The organism is Paraburkholderia sp. Cpub6 (genome assembly GCF_014201065.1).
In the GTDB taxonomy this organism is placed as follows: Bacteria; Pseudomonadota; Gammaproteobacteria; order Burkholderiales; family Burkholderiaceae; genus Paraburkholderia; species Paraburkholderia tuberum.
In genome coordinates this window covers 107,695-124,503 of the sequence record NZ_JACHDM010000005.1, presented here as the reverse complement: position 1 = coordinate 124,503, position 16,809 = coordinate 107,695, and the positions used below count along the sequence as shown (strand labels likewise).

17 protein-coding genes and 1 tRNA gene are annotated in these 16,809 nt (G+C 62.6%); 6 read left to right on the top strand and 12 right to left on the bottom strand.

The genetic code is table 11. From position 1 onward, the window contains the following. Positions 1-549 precede the first annotated feature (549 nt). Entirely contained in the window at positions 550-933 is a 384-nt protein-coding gene (locus tag HDG33_RS11625) for a hypothetical protein (RefSeq protein ID WP_184026116.1), read from the bottom strand. Between the two features lie 1,039 nt (positions 934-1,972). On the opposite strand from HDG33_RS11625, the gene HDG33_RS11620 reads away from it, so the two are divergent. Beyond that, entirely contained in the window at positions 1,973-2,431 is a 459-nt protein-coding gene (locus HDG33_RS11620; RefSeq protein WP_184026105.1) for a hypothetical protein, read from the top strand. A 218-nt stretch (positions 2,432-2,649) separates the two neighbouring features. On the opposite strand, the gene HDG33_RS11615 is transcribed toward HDG33_RS11620, so the two are convergent. The 6 genes from HDG33_RS11615 to HDG33_RS11590 form a co-directional block, all read right to left on the bottom strand. After that, a complete protein-coding gene (locus HDG33_RS11615) occupies positions 2,650-3,864 on the bottom strand; it encodes a phage integrase central domain-containing protein (protein ID WP_184026092.1) in 1,215 nt (404 codons plus the stop codon). A gap of 190 nt (positions 3,865-4,054) precedes the next feature. After that, a tRNA-Ala gene (locus tag HDG33_RS11610) sits at positions 4,055-4,130 on the bottom strand. Between the two features lie 64 nt (positions 4,131-4,194). Then, a complete protein-coding gene (locus HDG33_RS11605) occupies positions 4,195-4,548 on the bottom strand; it encodes a c-type cytochrome (protein WP_184026080.1) in 354 nt (117 codons plus the stop codon). Then, positions 4,548-5,339, bottom strand: coding sequence for a BON domain-containing protein (locus tag HDG33_RS11600; RefSeq protein ID WP_184026067.1), 792 nt, complete (start codon positions 5,337-5,339; stop codon positions 4,548-4,550). The genes HDG33_RS11605 and HDG33_RS11600 overlap by 1 nt, the downstream gene beginning before the upstream one ends. Before the next feature lie 26 nt (positions 5,340-5,365). After that, positions 5,366-5,953, bottom strand: a complete 588-nt coding sequence (locus HDG33_RS11595; protein ID WP_062125567.1) for a phosphoheptose isomerase — start codon at positions 5,951-5,953, stop codon at positions 5,366-5,368. A 142-nt stretch (positions 5,954-6,095) separates the two neighbouring features. Then, on the bottom strand, positions 6,096-6,518 hold the full coding sequence (locus HDG33_RS11590) for a YraN family protein (protein WP_260330406.1): 423 nt from the start codon (positions 6,516-6,518) through the stop codon (positions 6,096-6,098). 88 nt (positions 6,519-6,606) lie between these two features. Between HDG33_RS11590 and rsmI the strand changes: the two genes are divergently transcribed. Continuing rightward, positions 6,607-7,491 (top strand): 16S rRNA (cytidine(1402)-2'-O)-methyltransferase, encoded by an 885-nt coding sequence (gene rsmI / locus HDG33_RS11585; protein ID WP_184026053.1) that lies wholly within the window; start codon positions 6,607-6,609, stop codon positions 7,489-7,491. 120 nt (positions 7,492-7,611) lie between these two features. Here rsmI and HDG33_RS11580 read toward each other — a convergent pair whose 3' ends face one another. Further along, entirely contained in the window at positions 7,612-8,217 is a 606-nt protein-coding gene (locus tag HDG33_RS11580) for a septal ring lytic transglycosylase RlpA family protein (protein ID WP_184026050.1), read from the bottom strand. A gap of 649 nt (positions 8,218-8,866) precedes the next feature. Here HDG33_RS11580 and HDG33_RS11575 point away from each other — a divergent pair. The 3 genes from HDG33_RS11575 (at position 8,867) to HDG33_RS11565 (ending at position 10,689) form a co-directional block, all read left to right on the top strand. After that, positions 8,867-9,511: an MBL fold metallo-hydrolase gene (locus tag HDG33_RS11575; RefSeq protein ID WP_184026048.1), complete on the top strand. Its 645-nt coding sequence runs from the start codon at positions 8,867-8,869 to the stop codon at positions 9,509-9,511. Beyond that, complete coding sequence (locus HDG33_RS11570; RefSeq protein WP_090802665.1) at positions 9,508-10,140, top strand: exonuclease; 633 nt, start codon at positions 9,508-9,510, stop codon at positions 10,138-10,140. The genes HDG33_RS11575 and HDG33_RS11570 overlap by 4 nt, the downstream gene beginning before the upstream one ends. A 90-nt stretch (positions 10,141-10,230) precedes the next feature. Beyond that, positions 10,231-10,689 (top strand): Lrp/AsnC family transcriptional regulator, encoded by a 459-nt coding sequence (locus HDG33_RS11565; protein ID WP_012431468.1) that lies wholly within the window; start codon positions 10,231-10,233, stop codon positions 10,687-10,689. Between the two features lie 63 nt (positions 10,690-10,752). Here the strand turns inward: HDG33_RS11565 and HDG33_RS11560 are convergent, their stop codons facing one another. From HDG33_RS11560 to HDG33_RS11550, 3 genes are all read right to left on the bottom strand, one after another. Then, positions 10,753-12,036 carry a cation diffusion facilitator family transporter gene (locus HDG33_RS11560; protein WP_184026045.1) on the bottom strand — a complete coding sequence of 428 codons (1,284 nt, stop codon included), beginning with the start codon at positions 12,034-12,036 and terminating at the stop codon, positions 10,753-10,755. A 285-nt stretch (positions 12,037-12,321) separates the two neighbouring features. Continuing rightward, positions 12,322-12,624, bottom strand: a complete 303-nt coding sequence (locus tag HDG33_RS11555) for an H-NS family nucleoid-associated regulatory protein (protein ID WP_008921239.1) — start codon at positions 12,622-12,624, stop codon at positions 12,322-12,324. A gap of 399 nt (positions 12,625-13,023) precedes the next feature. Further along, entirely contained in the window at positions 13,024-13,686 is a 663-nt protein-coding gene (locus HDG33_RS11550; protein ID WP_184026042.1) for a HugZ family protein, read from the bottom strand. Between the two features lie 250 nt (positions 13,687-13,936). On the opposite strand from HDG33_RS11550, the gene HDG33_RS11545 reads away from it, so the two are divergent. Next, positions 13,937-15,151 (top strand): MFS transporter, encoded by a 1,215-nt coding sequence (locus HDG33_RS11545; RefSeq protein WP_184026040.1) that lies wholly within the window; start codon positions 13,937-13,939, stop codon positions 15,149-15,151. 106 nt (positions 15,152-15,257) lie between these two features. Here HDG33_RS11545 and HDG33_RS11540 read toward each other — a convergent pair whose 3' ends face one another. Beyond that, on the bottom strand, positions 15,258-16,403 hold the full coding sequence (locus tag HDG33_RS11540; protein ID WP_184026037.1) for a branched-chain amino acid ABC transporter substrate-binding protein: 1,146 nt from the start codon (positions 16,401-16,403) through the stop codon (positions 15,258-15,260). Positions 16,404-16,809 lie beyond the last annotated feature (406 nt).

The following is a 16,809-nucleotide window of genomic DNA, read 5'->3' as shown; positions in this document are numbered from 1 at the left end:
GCTTACGTGAATTTGTTGTCCGCGTCGTCCGCCAGCGGGCCGAACATTCTCGGAACCCGCCTTTCTCTCGAACCCACCCCCGAGGTCCGTAGACAACAACCAACTATGCCCGCGGACTATATAATCTGACAAGATATATTCTTGGAAGAAGCAACGACTCCTGAGAGGAGTCGCGCAGAGTGCTATTTCTCGAGATTGCGACGCGGTCAGGAGTATGCGGTGAGCATCACGATTACATGCAGAGAAGGCGCGACGTCGCTAAACGAGGTGGGCGATCGGACGAACCTATTCGTACCTGTTAGCGCCGATGCAGAGAAACCCCACCGACCTAACTAAACGCCCACTCCCCGGCCCGAGGATTACCCGGAATTTCTGGACCTCTCGGAAACTCGCTCGTCAAGTATGGAAATATAAAACGCATGTGCAATTCGTTTTTTTCTTTTTCTGCCAATTTTTTCATATTTCATGCCAGTAGGCGTAAACGCTAGGATTGGAAACTTTGTGCCGGTAACTGTTGCTTTAGCGCTCATTCGCCGTATATACCGGCCTTCATTTCGAGCCCGCACGATATGTGCGTAAGTCTAAGTCCCAAGGGGAATTGCGACTTTCTGCCGCGGATGAGAGCTCAAGTAGAAAGCGCTGCTCAAAGTGCATCGCAAGGCGTTTGTGATGATCGGCGATAACCTTGGCCGCGCCTCCTGAAGCAAACGTATCGGGGTCTTTCACATCAAGAATGGCCGCCGTTTCCGTTTCGAGATCGGTGAAAAGGTTGCGAATCGACAAAAGCGTTGGCTCGTGGCTTTCGAGTTGTGCGAGATCATGCGTTGTGCCCTCTCCGGCCATAATCGCCGGTGCAATCTGCTCGAGGTAGCCCAGCATGCCGGACAACTTGCTCAAGCGCTCGTTCTGCTGGAACTCCTCGACGCGCTTCACGGAGGTCGTGATCTCGTTTAGCTCGCGCTTGATGTCCGCAAGATGCTTCTGCCCCCGACGCGACCTGCAAGAGCGCACCCGCATTGACGACGTTCGATAGTGTCGACGGGTTCAGCAACGTGCCGTTGCTCGGCTTTCCGCTGATATTCGTGGTGAGTCGATACCCTTCGACGCCTTTTGCCTTGAGCAGCGGCCGCCGATGCAGCGATCCACGGGCGAACACCATAGCTTCGTAGATGGCGCCCGAAACCGGCGCTAGCCTATCCTGCCATCACTCGTTTCAATCTCGGTTTTTCGTCTCCCGGCTAAGCACTTTCAGCGAGGTCGGCCGGGAATTTCCGTAAGGTGGCCAGATGCGTCCACGGGATGTACCCCATGAATCCGCTGTTCTTCCTTTGTCCGACCGCACACCGTATCTCATGGTGCGGGATGTCGATTGATCGAGCCTGCATACTGAGCAGGCCGATTTCTGCGTAGTGGTCCGGTCCACTGCCGCGACCTGAATGTCGGATGTCTGCGAGGGATGCAGCTAGAGTCGGTAATCGCACGCGGATTTTCAAACGTCTTCACACTAGACCTGAACGCTACCCAACTGGTGCAAATCCGGGTCACCAAGAACGTCGCCAATATGCGCGTTGCATCTACCTCCGCTTGTAAACGCAAGGCGGATAGAGACAAGAAACTGCGTCCCATGGGTCGCGTAATCCGATCGCACCCAACAATAACCGATACCGCGCACGAATTCTAAGCGGTAAACATGGGCAAATATCTTCAGCGGCAGCGAAAGTGACATGCACGCTCGACGGGTTCGCGATGCCGCCAAACTTCACGCGCATCTCTGCGGCAGGGCACGGCCTTGACAGATGTCGTTGCGCCTCCGCCACGAACAGAAAAAAGTACGTCGTTCCGCAGCGTCCCACTACCGCCCAAGGTAATCCGCCATCGTCCACACCACGCACGAATGCGGCGTTGACGCGCCAACAAGCGGCATGCACGATCAGTTCGACACGCTGCTCACCAGCGCAAACGGAAGGTCATCATGCCCGCACCGAAGACTTACACGAAAGCCCAATGGGACGAGTTCGCACGGCTGCTCGACGCGCTACCGGAAAAACCACCCTCCGAGCGACGCATTACGGTACGCGACGCGATGCCGGACCTGCGCGCCCACATCGATGCGGCCCGCGCCAAAGGGTATTCGGTCGAACAACTGATCGATCAGGCAAAACAGGCGGGCATCAACATGACCGCCAGTGCGCTTCGATACGCGCTGCAGGAGACGAAGAAACGACGCGCCAACGCTCGTCGTACGGATGGCACTTCCAACGCACCCGGCACCACAAAGACTTCTCTCAACCGCCCGGCAAAGGGTTCACTCCGCCAGCAAACCGGTCCAACATCTCACAGAAAGACGGAGCGCGGAAATAATCAACCCGGCTCCATGGTCGTTCAAGATGCGTTCAGTTTCCAGATCAGACCGGATACGGAAAATCTATAAACGTGAAGGCGATATGAACGGAGATGTACGCAGAACGTAACCACAACGAATCTAAATGTGATTTCAACCGTGCAAGATCGCGTCGGAAACGTGCAGTAACACCACGGCTGGTTGTCAGCAAAATTTCAACATTCTCGCGAAAACAAGTCCTCTCCATCACAAGTGACGAGCGACTCTCCACGCATCGGCAACAAACGCGGTGCGCCAGGACTTCCGCCTCAAACACACCGCGGCCGGATCGGCCCCACTTCCGCCCCCGCTTTCAGCCGATCCAGGTAATCGGCCCACGCCTGCATCATGACGACCCGGTCGTCGATGAACCGCGTGCGGTTGTAGGCGCTGCCGAGCGAGTCAGGCACCCGGTGCGCCAGCTGGTGCTCAATGACTTCGGCGGGAAATCGTAGCCGCTCATGCAGGATGGTCCGAGCCATCGCCCGGAATCCGTGGCCGGTGATCTCGGTTTTCGTGTCGAAGCCCAGTCGCTGCAGCGCGGCATTGATCGCCGCGCCGCTCATGGGCTTCCTACGATCCCGGCCCGGAAAGACACAACGCCATTTGCCGGTTTGCGCCTGCAACTCCTTCAGGATCTCCACAGCCTGGTTGGCCAGCGGGACCAGATGCTCGGTCTTCGTCTTCGAAACAGTAAAGGACCATGCGCGCCGTTCCAGATCAATCTGCGCCCACTCGGCCTGCCTCAACTCGCCGGGTCGCACGAACAGCAATGGCGCAAGTTGCAGCGCTGCGCGCACGACCAGCGTCCCTGAAAAGCCATCGAAGGCGCGCAGCATCTCTCCGACCTTCTCGGGATCCGTAATCGAGGCGAAGTGGGTATGTCGGTTGGGCCGCAGCGCGCCGCGCAGGTCGGCGCTTACGTCGCGAATGGCACGCCCGGTCACCACGGCGTAGCGAAAGATCTGACCGCAGTTCTGCTGAAGCCGGTGTGCGGTGTCGTGAGCACCGCGCTTTTCGGCACGGCGCAGCACTTCAAGGACTTCAGGTGGAGTGATGTCGGCGATGGGACGCGACCCAAGCCAGGGAAACAGGTCCTTCTTCAGGCGCCCCATGATCTTCTCGGAGTGGCTCGGTGCCCAGCCGGGCGCCTGCTGCTCGAACCACTCGAGTGCGACGGCCTCGAAGGTAGTGGCGGCGTTCAGCCGTGCCAGGCGTTTCTTGTCCTTCTTCGCCTGACCGGGATCAATGCCATCGGCGAGCATCGTACGCGCCTCGTCGCGCTTCCTGCGGGCGTGGGCAAGCGTGACATCGGGATAGACGCCCAGCGCCAGCTTCCGCTCCCGGTCATTGAACCGGTATTTGAGGCGCCAGTATTTGCCGCCGGACGGAGAAATCTCGAGATACATTCCGCGGCCGTCGGAGACCCGGTAGGTCTTCTCGCGAGCCGCAGCGCGGCGAACTTCCAGATCGGTAAGAGGCATGGGACACCTCCGACAGCGTGGGGGCCTAAATTTCCGGCGGGCTCAGAAATGAGCCTGATGCCCCTAAAGCTGCTCTGAAAGGCCCCCGGCTGTCAACGGAAACCACAATCCCGGAATGGAAACAAAAACCCCGCGAGCCTTACGGGACGCGGGGTTTGCGGAATTCTCTGGAACTGCCTGGAACACGTGATGGTGGAGAGGAGGAGGATCGAACTCCCGACCTTCGCATTGCGAACGCGACGCTCTCCCAGCTGAGCTACCCCCCCAACACGAAAATAATTCTAGCACAGCCATTTTCCCTTTTGCCAAGCCTCCAGCCCCGGGAAAACCTCATCTGGACGGCGCGCCCGCGAGCACCCAGTCGACGACCGCTCGGATATCCGCGTCGCTCATCGATTGATGCGCCGGCATCGGAATCATGCCCCATACGCCGGAGCCGCCATCCTTCACCTTGCGCGCGAGTTTGGCCGGCGCCTGCCCGTCGCCCTTGTACTTCGCGGCGATTTGCTGGAACGACGGACCGACCAGTTTGCGATCGACCGCGTGACAGCCCATGCACGCATTCGCGGCGGCGACCTGCTGGCCGCGCGGCGCCTCGGCCGCGCGAGCACCCGACGTCATCGTGCCGGCGAGCGCGCCCACCACCAACGCGAACACGACACCCCCACGCGTCATACCACGCATCAAGGCACCGCCTTCGGATTACCCGGTCGCACCGACGTCGACGAGTTGACCGGCGCAGGCGCCTGCTGATCGAGCGGCCGCGCGCTCACCGACGAATCAGGAATGGCGCCGACCGTCGGCTCGCTGACCTCGGGCTGCGAGGCGGCCACCGGCGCCGTCGCACCGGCGGCCGCAGCAGCTTCGGCTTCCTGCGGCTGGATGTACTGGAACACCTTGACCACCTGCACGACGCCCGGCACGCGGCTCGTGACGTCGGCGCCGATATTGCCCTCATTCATCGTGACGAGGCCCATCAGATAGACGTTGCCGCGCTCGGCCACGACCTTGAAATTGTTCGCCGAAATGTTCTTCTCGGCGATCAGAGCGGTCTTCACGCGCGTTTCGAGGTAGGTGTCGTTGGTGCGCGACGAGAACGAGCTCGCCGGCGCGATCGCCAGTTCATTGACGATCGTATTCACGTTGTTCATGTTCCGCACGATGCTCTCTGCACGCTGCTTCGACGCCTCGCCCGCGACCTCGCCGGTCAGCAGCACGCGGCGGTTGAACACCGTGACGTTGACGTGCGCGGAGTCCGGCAGATTCTGGCTGATCTGCGACAGCGCCTTCACCTGAATCTCGCGATCCTCGGTCTGCGCGCCGAGCGTGCGGCGGTCGGTCGCCATCAGCGCACCGCCGCCCGCCGCGGCCCCGACAGCGAGAAAGCAGCCTTGCAGCGTGGCCGACAGGCCCGCCGCGACCCCGACCACGAGCACGGTTCTCACCAGTGTCTTCTTGATGCGGAAAACGCTCATCAACTAGCTCTCCTTCGAAATCAGTCTCAGTCTTCGCCGAGCAACATGGCATCGATGCCGTCGCACAGGCAATGGATGGTCAGCAGGTGCACTTCCTGGATGCGCGCCGTGCGGTCGGACGGCACGCACACGTGGATGTCGGTGTCGCTCAGCACCTCCTGCGCGCGTCCGCCGCCCTTGCCGGTCAGCGCAACGACGATCATTTCGCGCTCATGCGCGGCTTCGATCGCGGCCAGCACGTTCGCGGAATTGCCGGATGTGGTGATCGCGAGCAACACGTCGCCGGGCTGACCGAGCGCCCAGACCTGTTTCGCGTAGATCTGTTCGAACGAATAGTCATTGGCGATCGCGGTGAGCACGGAGGTGTCGGTGCTGAGCGCAATGGCCGGCAGACCTGGCCGCTCACGCTCGAAGCGGCCGATCAGCTCGGCCGCGAAATGCTGCGCGTCGGCGGCCGAACCGCCGTTGCCGCACGCGAGGATGCGATTGCCGTTGGCGAGCGCGGCGAACATCGTGTCGATCGCGGCGGCGATCGGCATCGACAGGGTTTCGAGGGCTTCGAGTTTGACTGCCGCGCTGTCGCGGAAGTGTTGTTGGATGCGTTCGACTGACATCGAGTCTCTATCTTGTACCGCGAATGGACCGCACTGCGCGGCCGTGTTGTGAAGTCGTACTGCCAGGCTGTGGCCGCCGATGAGTTCGCGCGGCACGCGAGCGCAAGTTTATCGCACTCACGCGCGTTGTCTGCGCTGTCGGTCAGACTTCGTCGGCGCGAAACGCATCGCGCAACCACACGAGCCTGCCGCCCTCGAACGCGACGACGTCGAAACGGCACGCGGGTTCGTCGCGCGGGCCGCGGTTCGTCTTGGCGCGCGTCGCGAGATAGTGCCGCGCCGCTCGCACGATGCGCTGTCTCTTCTGCCAACCGATGCTCGCAGCCGCACCGCCATAATGCCGCTGCGCACGCGCGCGAACTTCGACGAACACCAGCGCGCCGTCACGATCACTCATCACGAGATCGATCTCGCCGCCCCGACAGGTGACGTTGCGCGCCACGAAGCGCAGACGCTGGCGCTGCAAAAATTCTCGCGCGCGTGCTTCGAAAGCCGCGCCGACGGATTTGGACTGGTGAGCGCAGGAAAAGTTGTGGGCGGTTTTTGGACCGGCGTTTATGGGCATCTTTTGCGCAGTGTTCGGCGCGGCCTGCTCGCGCAAGCCCACATGGCACAATGTCGGCCTCGTTCCGTCTGTTTGTGTCTTCCGTGTCATGACTCCTCTCTCCGAACTCGCGCAAGGGCAGCAGTACCCCGCCGCCGCGCTGTATGTGGTGGCCACGCCGATCGGCAACATCGCCGACATCACGCTGCGCGCGCTGCACGTGCTCGGACTCGCGGATCGCATCGCCGCCGAGGACACCCGCAACACCGGACAGCTGCTCGCGCGCTACGGCATCTCGAAGCCGCTCGTCGCCGTGCATCAGCACAACGAGCGCACCGCCGCGCAGCGCGTGATCGAGTATCTGCAGGCCGGCGAGCGCGTGGCCTACGTGTCCGACGCGGGCACGCCGGGCATCTCGGACCCCGGCGCCAAGCTCGTCGAAGCCGTGCGCGAGGCCGGCTTCGTGGTGGTCCCGCTGCCCGGCGCGAGTGCGCTCGCCACCGCGCTCAGCGCAACCGGCGACTGGGTCGCGACGTTCTCGTTCCTCGGCTTCCTCCCGCCGAAGCCGAAGGCGCGCGCCGCCGCCTTGCAGGCGCTCGCGCAACATCCTCACGCGATGGTGTTCTACGAAGCGCCGCACCGGATCGTCGAGACGGTGCAGGCGCTCGCCGATGCGTTCGGCGGCACACGCCGTCTGCTGATCGCGCGGGAACTGACGAAGTTACACGAAGCCCTGCACCAGGGCACCCTGGCCGAAGGGCCAACGTGGCTCGCTGCCGACGCGAACCGGCAGCGTGGCGAATTCGTGCTGGTGGTCGAAGGCGCGGCGCCCGAAGCGGCCGGCGAGCACGATCACGACGCGCTGCTCGGCATCCTGCTGGAAGAATTGACGGTGAGCAGCGCGGCCAAGGTCGCGGCAGCGCTCACGGGCGCATCGCGCAACGTGTTGTACGCGCGCGCGCTGGCGCTGAAGGAAGACAAGCCCGAAACGTGAGGGTCGAGCCCGGCGGGTAAAAGGCTGACGGCAACAGAAAAGGGCCGCATGTCGCGGCCCTTCGATTTTCTGCAGACGGTTGGTTCAGCCGACGCGGCATCATCGCCACGTAACGTCACATCACTTGTTCGAATCCGAGTTCGACGCGAGCGTCTCGTTCAGCTCTGCGCGCGCTTCCTGCTGCGTGAGCCCTTCGATCTTGACCCGCGCGGTGCCGGTGTGGCGCATGTCGAGCATGGCGGCGGCCGCCATCGACAGGTCGATCACGCGGCCGCGGGCGTACGGGCCGCGGTCGTTGATCCGTACGATCACCGAGCGCGAATTGGCCGGATTGGTCACGCGCACGTACGAGCCGAGCGGCAAGGTGCGATGCGCGGCCGTCAGGGCATGCATGTCGTAACGCTCGCCATTGGCGGTGCGGCGGCCGTGGAAGAAGCGTCCGTACCACGACGCGCGTCCGATCTGATGGAAGTCCGCGACGTCGACGCCGTCGTCGGTGAGCGGCTGCGCGTCAGCCAGCGGCGACGCGGGCGCGTTCGACGCGCTCGGGCTCGAGGCCGGCGCGCTACCGAACGATTGCGGCCCGAAAGAGCTCAGGTGCGTGTTCTTTGTACTTGGCGGCGTGTCGTTCGCGGACGTATCGCGCGCGCCCGGAGGCGTGGCACAGCCGGCCAGTACAAAAAAGGCAAAAAGAGTCCCTAGACCACGGGTCAGCCGAGTTTTCATAAGACGTGCAATCACATTGTCGAGCCGCGTCACCCGCAAACTGCTGGGTAGGTTGCTTGCGGCTCCGGCGGTAGGGACGACAACGCGCCGCGCGAAAATGCGCAGTACGTCAAAGCCCGGATACGGCTCACTCAGCCGCTACCGCACGGTTAATTTTCACGTCTGGCGCAACCTGTCCCCGGCAGCCTGACCAGACCCCACATGCCGCCAACTGAACGTGGCAATGACACGTTCTTGCGCGCGCAACTCAGCGCGCAGGAACGGCGGCGTAGGCCCCACCCAGCGTCACGGAGATTAATTCCGTAGCAGGCGCGCGGCGCCTGGCTGGGCAAGACGTGTGCATCGAACGCATCGATACTGGATGGCCGTCGGCATTCCGACAGCCCTTACTTGAACGGCGAGCGGCATTCCCTTTTTGTGGGAACGCATCGCCTTGTGGCAGCACAATTCCTAGTGCATGGAGTCCATTATACCCAAAACTTTTTTTAGGGATGGCGAGCTGCTCAAAAACTTGATCAATCTTCACATTTATCGCAAAAATGGACATACGAAAGACCGAGACGGGCCGGGAGCCGGCCCCGTCGCATGGGCGGCGGAGGCTGTCGCGAGGCCCGGTACAATCAACGTTTTTCCAGCGCTTCGTCCAGCCATGAAAGTCACCCTGATCCCCGTCACGCCGTTCCAGCAGAACTGCTCGCTGCTCGTTTGCGAGGCCACCGGGCGCGCTGCCGTCGTCGATCCGGGCGGCGACCTCGACATGATCCAGCGCGAGATCGCGCGGCAGAACGTGACCGTCGACAAGGTCTTGCTGACCCATGGCCACATCGATCACTGCGCCGGCGCGAAGACACTCGCCAGTCACTACGGCGTACCGATTGAAGGTCCGCATCCCGACGAACGCTTCTGGCTCGACAAGCTGCCGGACCAGAGCACGCGCTTCGGCTTCCCGGCCGCCGACGCCTTCGAGCCGGACCGTTGGCTACAAGACGGCGACACCGTGCATTTCGGCGACGAAACCCTCGAGGTCTACCACTGCCCCGGCCACACGCCGGGCCACGTGGTCTTCTTCAGCCGCGCGCACCGGCTTGCACTAGTTGGCGACGTGCTGTTCGCCGGCTCGATCGGCCGCACGGATTTCCCGCGTGGCAATCATGCGGACCTGATCCGCTCGATCCGCGACAAACTCTGGCCGCTCGGCGACGACGTCACGTTCGTGCCTGGCCACGGCCCGACCTCGACGTTCGGCGCCGAGCGCCGCACGAATCCCTACGTCGCAGACGGAGTGGGCGCATGAGCAGCGAAATCTATGTCAGTACCGACGTCGAAGCGGACGGCCCGATCCCCGGCCCGCATTCGATGCTGAGCTTCGCATCCGCCGCATACACCGAAGACAAGCAGCTGATCGCGACGTTCTCGGCGAATCTCGAACTGCTCGAAGGTGCAGCGCCGCATCCGGTTCAGGAAGCGTGGTGGAAGACCCAGCCGGAAGCATGGGCGGCCTGCCGCCAGGACTTGCAGAAACCCGAGGCCGCCCTGACCGCCTATGTCGAATGGGTCGAGGCGCTGCCGGGCAAGCCGGTGTTCGTCGCGATGCCGGCCGGCTTCGACTTCACCTATATGTTCTGGTACATGATGCGCTTCGTCGGCCGCTGCCCGTTTTCGTGGTCGGCGCTCGACATCAAGACGCTCGCGTTCGCGATGACCGGCCTGCCGTACCGCAAGAACATCAAGCCGCGTTTTCCGAAGCACTGGTTCGACGAGCATCCGCACACGCACGTCGCGCTCGACGACGCCATCGAGCAGGGTGCCCTCTTTTGCAACATGCTGAAGGACTTGCGCGCGCGTCAGCCCGAGCTGCCGGGGGACGGCAAGGATGATGGGGACGGCTCAGGGCAAAACGCCGCTCCCGACCCGGTAAATTAGGCAATCTCGCTCGCGAGAGCCGTTTTACATTGCGTTTCGTTTTCGCGCCCTCTACCATGCGTTGATACGGCGACGCTAACGGAGGCGCAGTTGACACTCGATACGTTCTCACAGAAGATCCTGCGCCTACTGCAGCTCGACGCACGTCGTTCCGTGCAGGAAATCTCCGACCAGGTCGGGCTGTCGAGCACGCCGTGCTGGCGGCGCATCAAGGACATGGAACAGTCGGGCGTGATCCAGCGCTACACGGCGCTGCTCGATCGCGAAAAACTCGGCTTGCATGTGTGCGCGCTCGCGCATATCCATCTGACGCGCCACACCGAAGGCGGCGTGGAGCAGTTCGAGCGGGAAATCGCCACCTGCCCCGAAGTGACCGAGTGCTACAGCACGACCGGTGAATCCGATTACATCCTGAAGATCGTCGCGCCGGACATCAAGGCGTACGACAGCTTCCTGCACGAACGCATTTTCAAGATTCCAGCCGTCGCGCAGGTGCGGACGAGCGTCGTGCTGCGCGAAATCAAGTTCGATACGCAGTTGCCGTTGTGACGCATGCCGCCGCTGCGGGCGGCATGAAGGTTCGCGGCATCGGGTGTCCGAAACTCATCGGACTCAGGCGGCGTTGTGAGGCTCCGTGGCGATTGACCGACCGCCGGGGGCGACGCCAGTCTTGAGTTCCGCCGCCGGACCGCCTTGCGCGGCCGAGATATCCCGTTGCAGCAGCACGTCTAGCTTGCGCGCGCCGAGACGACGCTTGAGCGCCTCCAGATCGACGCGCCCAAGCGACTGCGCCTCGCTTTCCAGCAGACGCGCGGCCTCGGGGCCGTCTGCAGCGCGCCCTTCAACGGACGCCGCCGCCGGTAACACCACCTCCACGTCGAGCCCGGTGCTCAGGTAGTGGAGATTTATCCCAGCGGCCTGCAAGCCCCAGGCTGCCAGCGCCGCGTCGACCTCGGCGGTCACGCGCTCCCGCGGCGGCAGATCGACCGGTGGATGCGCGAGCGCATCGTTTTCCGGATCGACGTGGATCAGCGCGTCGAGCACGCGCTTGTCGGTCAGCACACGCAGCCGCGCCGACTCCGCGATGTAATGCCCTTCCGATACCGAAATCATCGGATCGACCAGAATGTGCGCGTCGACGAGCGCGAAATCGCCCATCTTGCGCGTACGCATTTCGTGCACGTCACGCACGCCGGGGGTGGACATCAGCAATGCGCGCATGTCGGCCGCGGCGGTTTCGTCGAGCGCGCGGTCCGACAGATCCTGCAGCGCGTCCCAACCGAAGGTCCAGCCCATGCGCGCGACCATGAAACCGACGATGGCCGCCGCGATCGGGTCGAGCAACCGCAAGCCGGCGAGACTGCCGATCACGCCGATCCCCACCACCAGCGACGACGCCGCGTCCGAGCGCGCGTGCCATGCGTTCGCGATCAGCATCGCGGAACGCACGCGCTTCGCCTCGCGCAGCATGTAGCGAAACAGCGCTTCCTTGCAGACCAGCACGAGCGCCGCGACCGCGAGCGCGCTCATGTGGACGGCGGGAATATTTTGCAGGTCGGCGAGCCGCGTACCGGCGCGCCACAACATGCCGACGCCGACCGAGATCAGCAGCGCGCCGAGAAATAACGACGCCACCGTCTCATAACGGCTATGCCCGTAATTGTGATCCGCGTCGGGCTTGGCCCCGCTGTGCCGATTGGCAATCAGCACGACAAAATCGGAAATAAGATCGGCAAGGGAATGGATACCGTCGGCAACTAGCGCCTGCGAGTGCGCGATCGTGCCGATGGCGATTTGCAGCGTCATCAACACGCTATTGAGCGCAATACTCGCAAAAGTACTTTTGCGCGCAACGCGTTGTTTCTCGGTGGTTTGGGCGATCGCGGCGGACTGCATGCTGAAGTGGCGGAAAGGTCAATTATTGTCATTGTACCCGCCGCGAATCGCGCGCGCAGGAAAAAGCGGAAAAAACCTTTTTAAATCAATCGCTTATCTAAACGAAAAGCATTCGCGTTCCAGCTGCCTGAAGCGCATGCGACAAAAAACTCGGCGCCGCAAATGACGAAAACCGCGCCCTTAACGGTGCGCGGCTTTTTCAGATTCTGCAGCAGGCTATAAACGCGGTGGATTGCCGCTATTCGTACTACGTGCGGCCAACCCTCACCGCCCGCCTGATCGTGATTACTTCTGGATCAGAAACTTTTCGCGATCAAGACCTGCAATCCAGCGCGGCGGCTTGCCGCGACCGGACCATGTGCTGCCGCTTTCCGGATCGCGATATTTAGGCGCGACGCCTGCGCGCGGCCGGCTCGCTTTAGCGCCTTTCGGTGCGCGGCCGCCGCCCAGTTCGCTCAGCGAAATGCCGTAATCCGCCATCTTCTGCTTGATTTCATTCAAGACTTCCGCGTATTCGCGCGACTTCGCTTCTTCAATCTGCTTTTCGAGCTTCTCGCGCTGCGCGAGCAGTTCCTTGTAAGAAGACATAGGTTCCCTTGTGGTATGGATAAATGACCGCCGGTCTTTTGCCGACTCGCCTTTGAAGGTTTCATGCCTCGGAATTTGACGGCGAGATTAACACAAAATAGAAAGGCTGGATAAGCAGCCGGAAAAAATTAATTTAAATTCGTTTCAAAAAGTTTCCTGCGCTGCTTTTGGGTCGGACTACGGCCTTTCTAATCGCTGATTTCGCATGTCGCTAAAAAAGTCCACTCATCTGCATATTTACACGATTTAACTATCAGGAAATGAGACTTGAGCGGTCCATTGCACATCGAACATTTCACGGCATGAAAGCTTTGGCTTGGATAAGCCGCGCACTATTGAGACAAAGACCCCGTTCGTCGCGACTGGCGCATGCGCGTGTTCCCGATAAACGATAAATGCTTAATCCGCATGCCGCTCGATGCAGACTTCGAGCGCGGCGTGCAATGTCCCGGTATCGGACCGGGCGCCATCGAATGCGAAACGGTGGCGCACGCCGTTGCGTTTCAGATCGGCGCCATAACGGTCGACACCCAGCAATTCGACGCCGCCTGCGCCACTCAGCCGGTGACCGAATTCCGCGATCAGCGCGTCCTCCTCGCTGACTGCAAGCGGCGGCAGCGGATCGAGTTCGGCGCCATCGAGCCAGCCCATCGCGCCAAAGCCGCCGATGTAGCGCAGCCGCTGGACTTCCATGATCCAGAACGTGAAATCGCCCAGCATCAGGTAGCGCTCCGCGTCCGGGTGATAGCGCAGGTAGCGCCGCGCCAGTTCCTGGCTCGAGCCGACCGGCTCGAAGCGGCCAAGCAGCGTGACGCGCTGGCCGCCCAGCACGTCGCCGTCGGGTGCGTCGACGGCCAGAAAACCGGCGCGCGGATCGGTGTGCAGGTTGTGCGTGTGCTCCGCGAGCCGGCTCACGAGGATCGTCGGACGATGCCGCGCGTCCGGCGCGAACGGCAGCACCGACGGATACGGAAAGCCCTCGGGCTGGCGAGCGTGCGTGGCGAGCGTGCCGACCGTGGCCGTGTGCAGCAGATGCAGCGGAGCGTGAGCCGGAATATTCAACTGAGCGTTCCTCGGTGAATCAGGAATGAACGGAAAGCGGTGAGCAGCAGAAAAGCCGCCGCGCACGGCAATGCAAAAACCAACTGCGGCGTGCCATGGCATGACAGCCGGCAATACCGCCAGGTTGCATCCCCAGCCTATCAATCGTATGCGCCCGATCCCACGGCTCCAAGCATTCGCCACCACGCTTCGATAGAATCGAAGATCCGCTTTCAATGCGCTTTCTCGCGCACTTCGCCTCGAGACCTCCGTGCCTGATCACCAAGCCTCCGAATTCGCCGTCCCGCCCGCCGCGCATCGCAATCTGTCCGTCACCGCACGGCAACGCGCACGCATTGCCACGATGGCGGTATTTTTCATCGCCGGCATGATGTACGCGTCGTGGGGCGTGCACGTGCCGACGGTGCGCGACCGCTTCCATCTGAATCCGGCGATGCTGTCGTTCGCGTTGTTCGCGGTGGCGGGCGGATCGATCGGCGCGATGGTGACCAATGCGTCGTGGATCGCGCGGGTCGGCACGCGCCGCGCCTGCCTGACCGGCGGCCTCGCGATGGCCGCCTGCGCCGCGCTGATCCTCGTCGTGCCGGCGTACTGGATCCTGCTGATCGTGCTGGCCGTCTTCGGCGCGGGCATGGCCACGCTCGACGTCGCGATGAACGCCGAAGCGAGCGCCGTCGAAAAGGCGCTCGGCAAGCCGATCATGTCGTCGCTGCATGGGATGTTCAGCCTTGGCGGCATGTTCGGCGCGGCGGTGGGCGGGGCGCTGCTGTCGCGCGGCATGGCGCCGGCTGTGCATCTCGCGCTCGCCGCGGCGGCCAGCGCTCTCGTGCTGGTGCTCGCGTGCCCGTCGGTGCTGCCGCACGTGCCGCACGCCGAGCATCCCGATGCCGCGACGCCGCGCGCGAGCCGCTGGCGCTCGCCGGCGTTGTGGGCGCTCGGCACGATGGCGCTGGTCGCGCTGATCGCCGAAGGCGCGATGTACGACTGGGCCACGGTCTATATGCGCGATGTCGTGCTCTCGACGCCCGCGCTCGCCAGCGCCGCCTACGCGGCGTTTTCCGGCGGCATGGCGGCAGCGCGTTTTGCCGGCGACGCGGTGCGCGCCCGCTTCGGCGCGCCGCAACTCGTGATGATCAGTGCGGCGCTCGCCTGCGCCGGGATGGTCGACGCGCTGCTGCTGCCGAATCCGGTGGCCGCGCTCGCCGGCTTTGCGCTGATCGGCCTGGGCCTTGCGAACATGATGCCGGTGCTGTTCGCGGCGGCCGCGAGCGTGAAGGGCATCCACGCGGCCGAGGGGCTCGCGCACGTCGCGGGGCTGGCCTATTTCGGGTTGCTGCTCGGACCGGTGATCATCGGTGCGGTCGCGCAGGTGACCAATCTGACGATCGGGCTGTCGGTCGTCGCCGTGTGCGCCGCGATGATCGCGCTCGTCGGGCCGAAGGTGCTGCGGCGTTTGAAGATCTGACGCAAACGCGACGCCAAAAAGAAGAGGCACGCAAGCCTGACGGCCCACGTGCCTCTTTAGCGGCAAATCGAAGTGCGGCCCGACGCCGCCTTCGACCACACCGAATTTACATCTTCACGACGTCGAGCAGCGTCTTCTTGCCTTGCTTGTAGTTGTACAGCGAGATCACGCCGTGCTGCAGGTCGCCCTTCGAGTCGAACGTCGTTTCGCCGATCACGCCCTTGTAGTCGGTCGTCGGCATCGCTGCCAGGATCTTCGCCGGATCGGTCGAGTTAGCGCGCTTCATCGCGTCGACGATGATGTACACCGCGTCATACGTGAACGGCGCGTAAATCTGGATCGGCTGGCCGAAGCGCTTCTCGTACTTCGTTTCGAACGCCTTGCCGCCCGCCATCTTTTCGAGCGCCATGCCGGCTTCCGAGCACACGATGTTGTCGGTTGCGTCGCCGGCCAGGTCCGACAGCTTGTCGGTACACACGCCGTCACCTGCCAGCACCTTCGCGCGCAGGCCGAGCTGCTTCGCCTGCTTGGCGAACGGGCCGCCGGTCGCGTCCATGCCGCCGTACATGATCGCGTCGGGATTTTCACCCTTGATCTTCGTCAGAATCGCGCGGAAGTCGACGGCCTTGTCGTTCGTCGCGTCGTGCGACACGACGTTCATACCGAGCGACTTCGCCGTCTTCTCGAATTCGTTCGCGAGACCCTGGCCGTAAGCGGTCGAGTCGTCGACGATCGCGACGCTCTTCACCTTCATGCCCTTCGCCGCGTAGTTCGCGAGTGCCGGGCCTTGCTGCGCGTCGGTCGCGACGACGCGGTAGGTCGTCTTGAAGCCTTGCTGCGTGTAGGCCGGGTTCGTTGCCGACGGCGAGATCTGCACGATGCCCGCATCGCTATAGATCTTCGATGCCGGGATCGAGGTGCCCGAGTTCAGGTGGCCGACCACGGCGACGACCTTGTCGTCGACGAGCTTCTGCGCAACCTGCGTGGCCGTGCGGGGGTCGGCCGCGTCGTCCTGCGCGTCGAGTTGCAGCGTGATCTTCTGGCCGCCGATCGTCAGACCCTTCGCGTTGATTTCCTCAATGGCGAGGCGCGCGCCGTTTTCGTTGTCTTTACCCAGGTGAGCGATACCGCCAGTCAACGGCGCGACGTGACCGATCTTCACGACCGTGTCGGCCGCGGCCGATGTTGCCAACGTCGCGAACAGCACCGCCGCAGCGCTGATCGGCAACAGCTTTTGAATCTTGATGTTCATGTAAGTCTCCAGTTTCGGTCAAAACAACGTAATCGCCCTGTGCCCCGCTTCCCCTACACGTGTCGCTCAGTCCCGTGGACGACCACGCCGGTTGCATCGTTCATGCACTTGGCCAGTACGTTTACCGGACTGTTTGTGACAGTTGGCAAACCGTACTTGCGCGCAAGTGTAGGCCATCAAATTAATTTGCGGGAATTTTTTGAGAAAGTGGGAACAACACTAATAGCGCAGTTCCCGGGCGAACCGCTCGTGGCTTGGGCGAGCGGGCCGGAAAGCCCCAGCCCATGCGGGTTTCCGCTAATTGGAAAGTTTCTCCGCGGGCGCGGATTTAGCCATTTTCCGGCTTCTGTCACAGATGATTCGAAGGGTTTTTCAACTCAAAAATGTGGCGTGCCGCACAGGATTG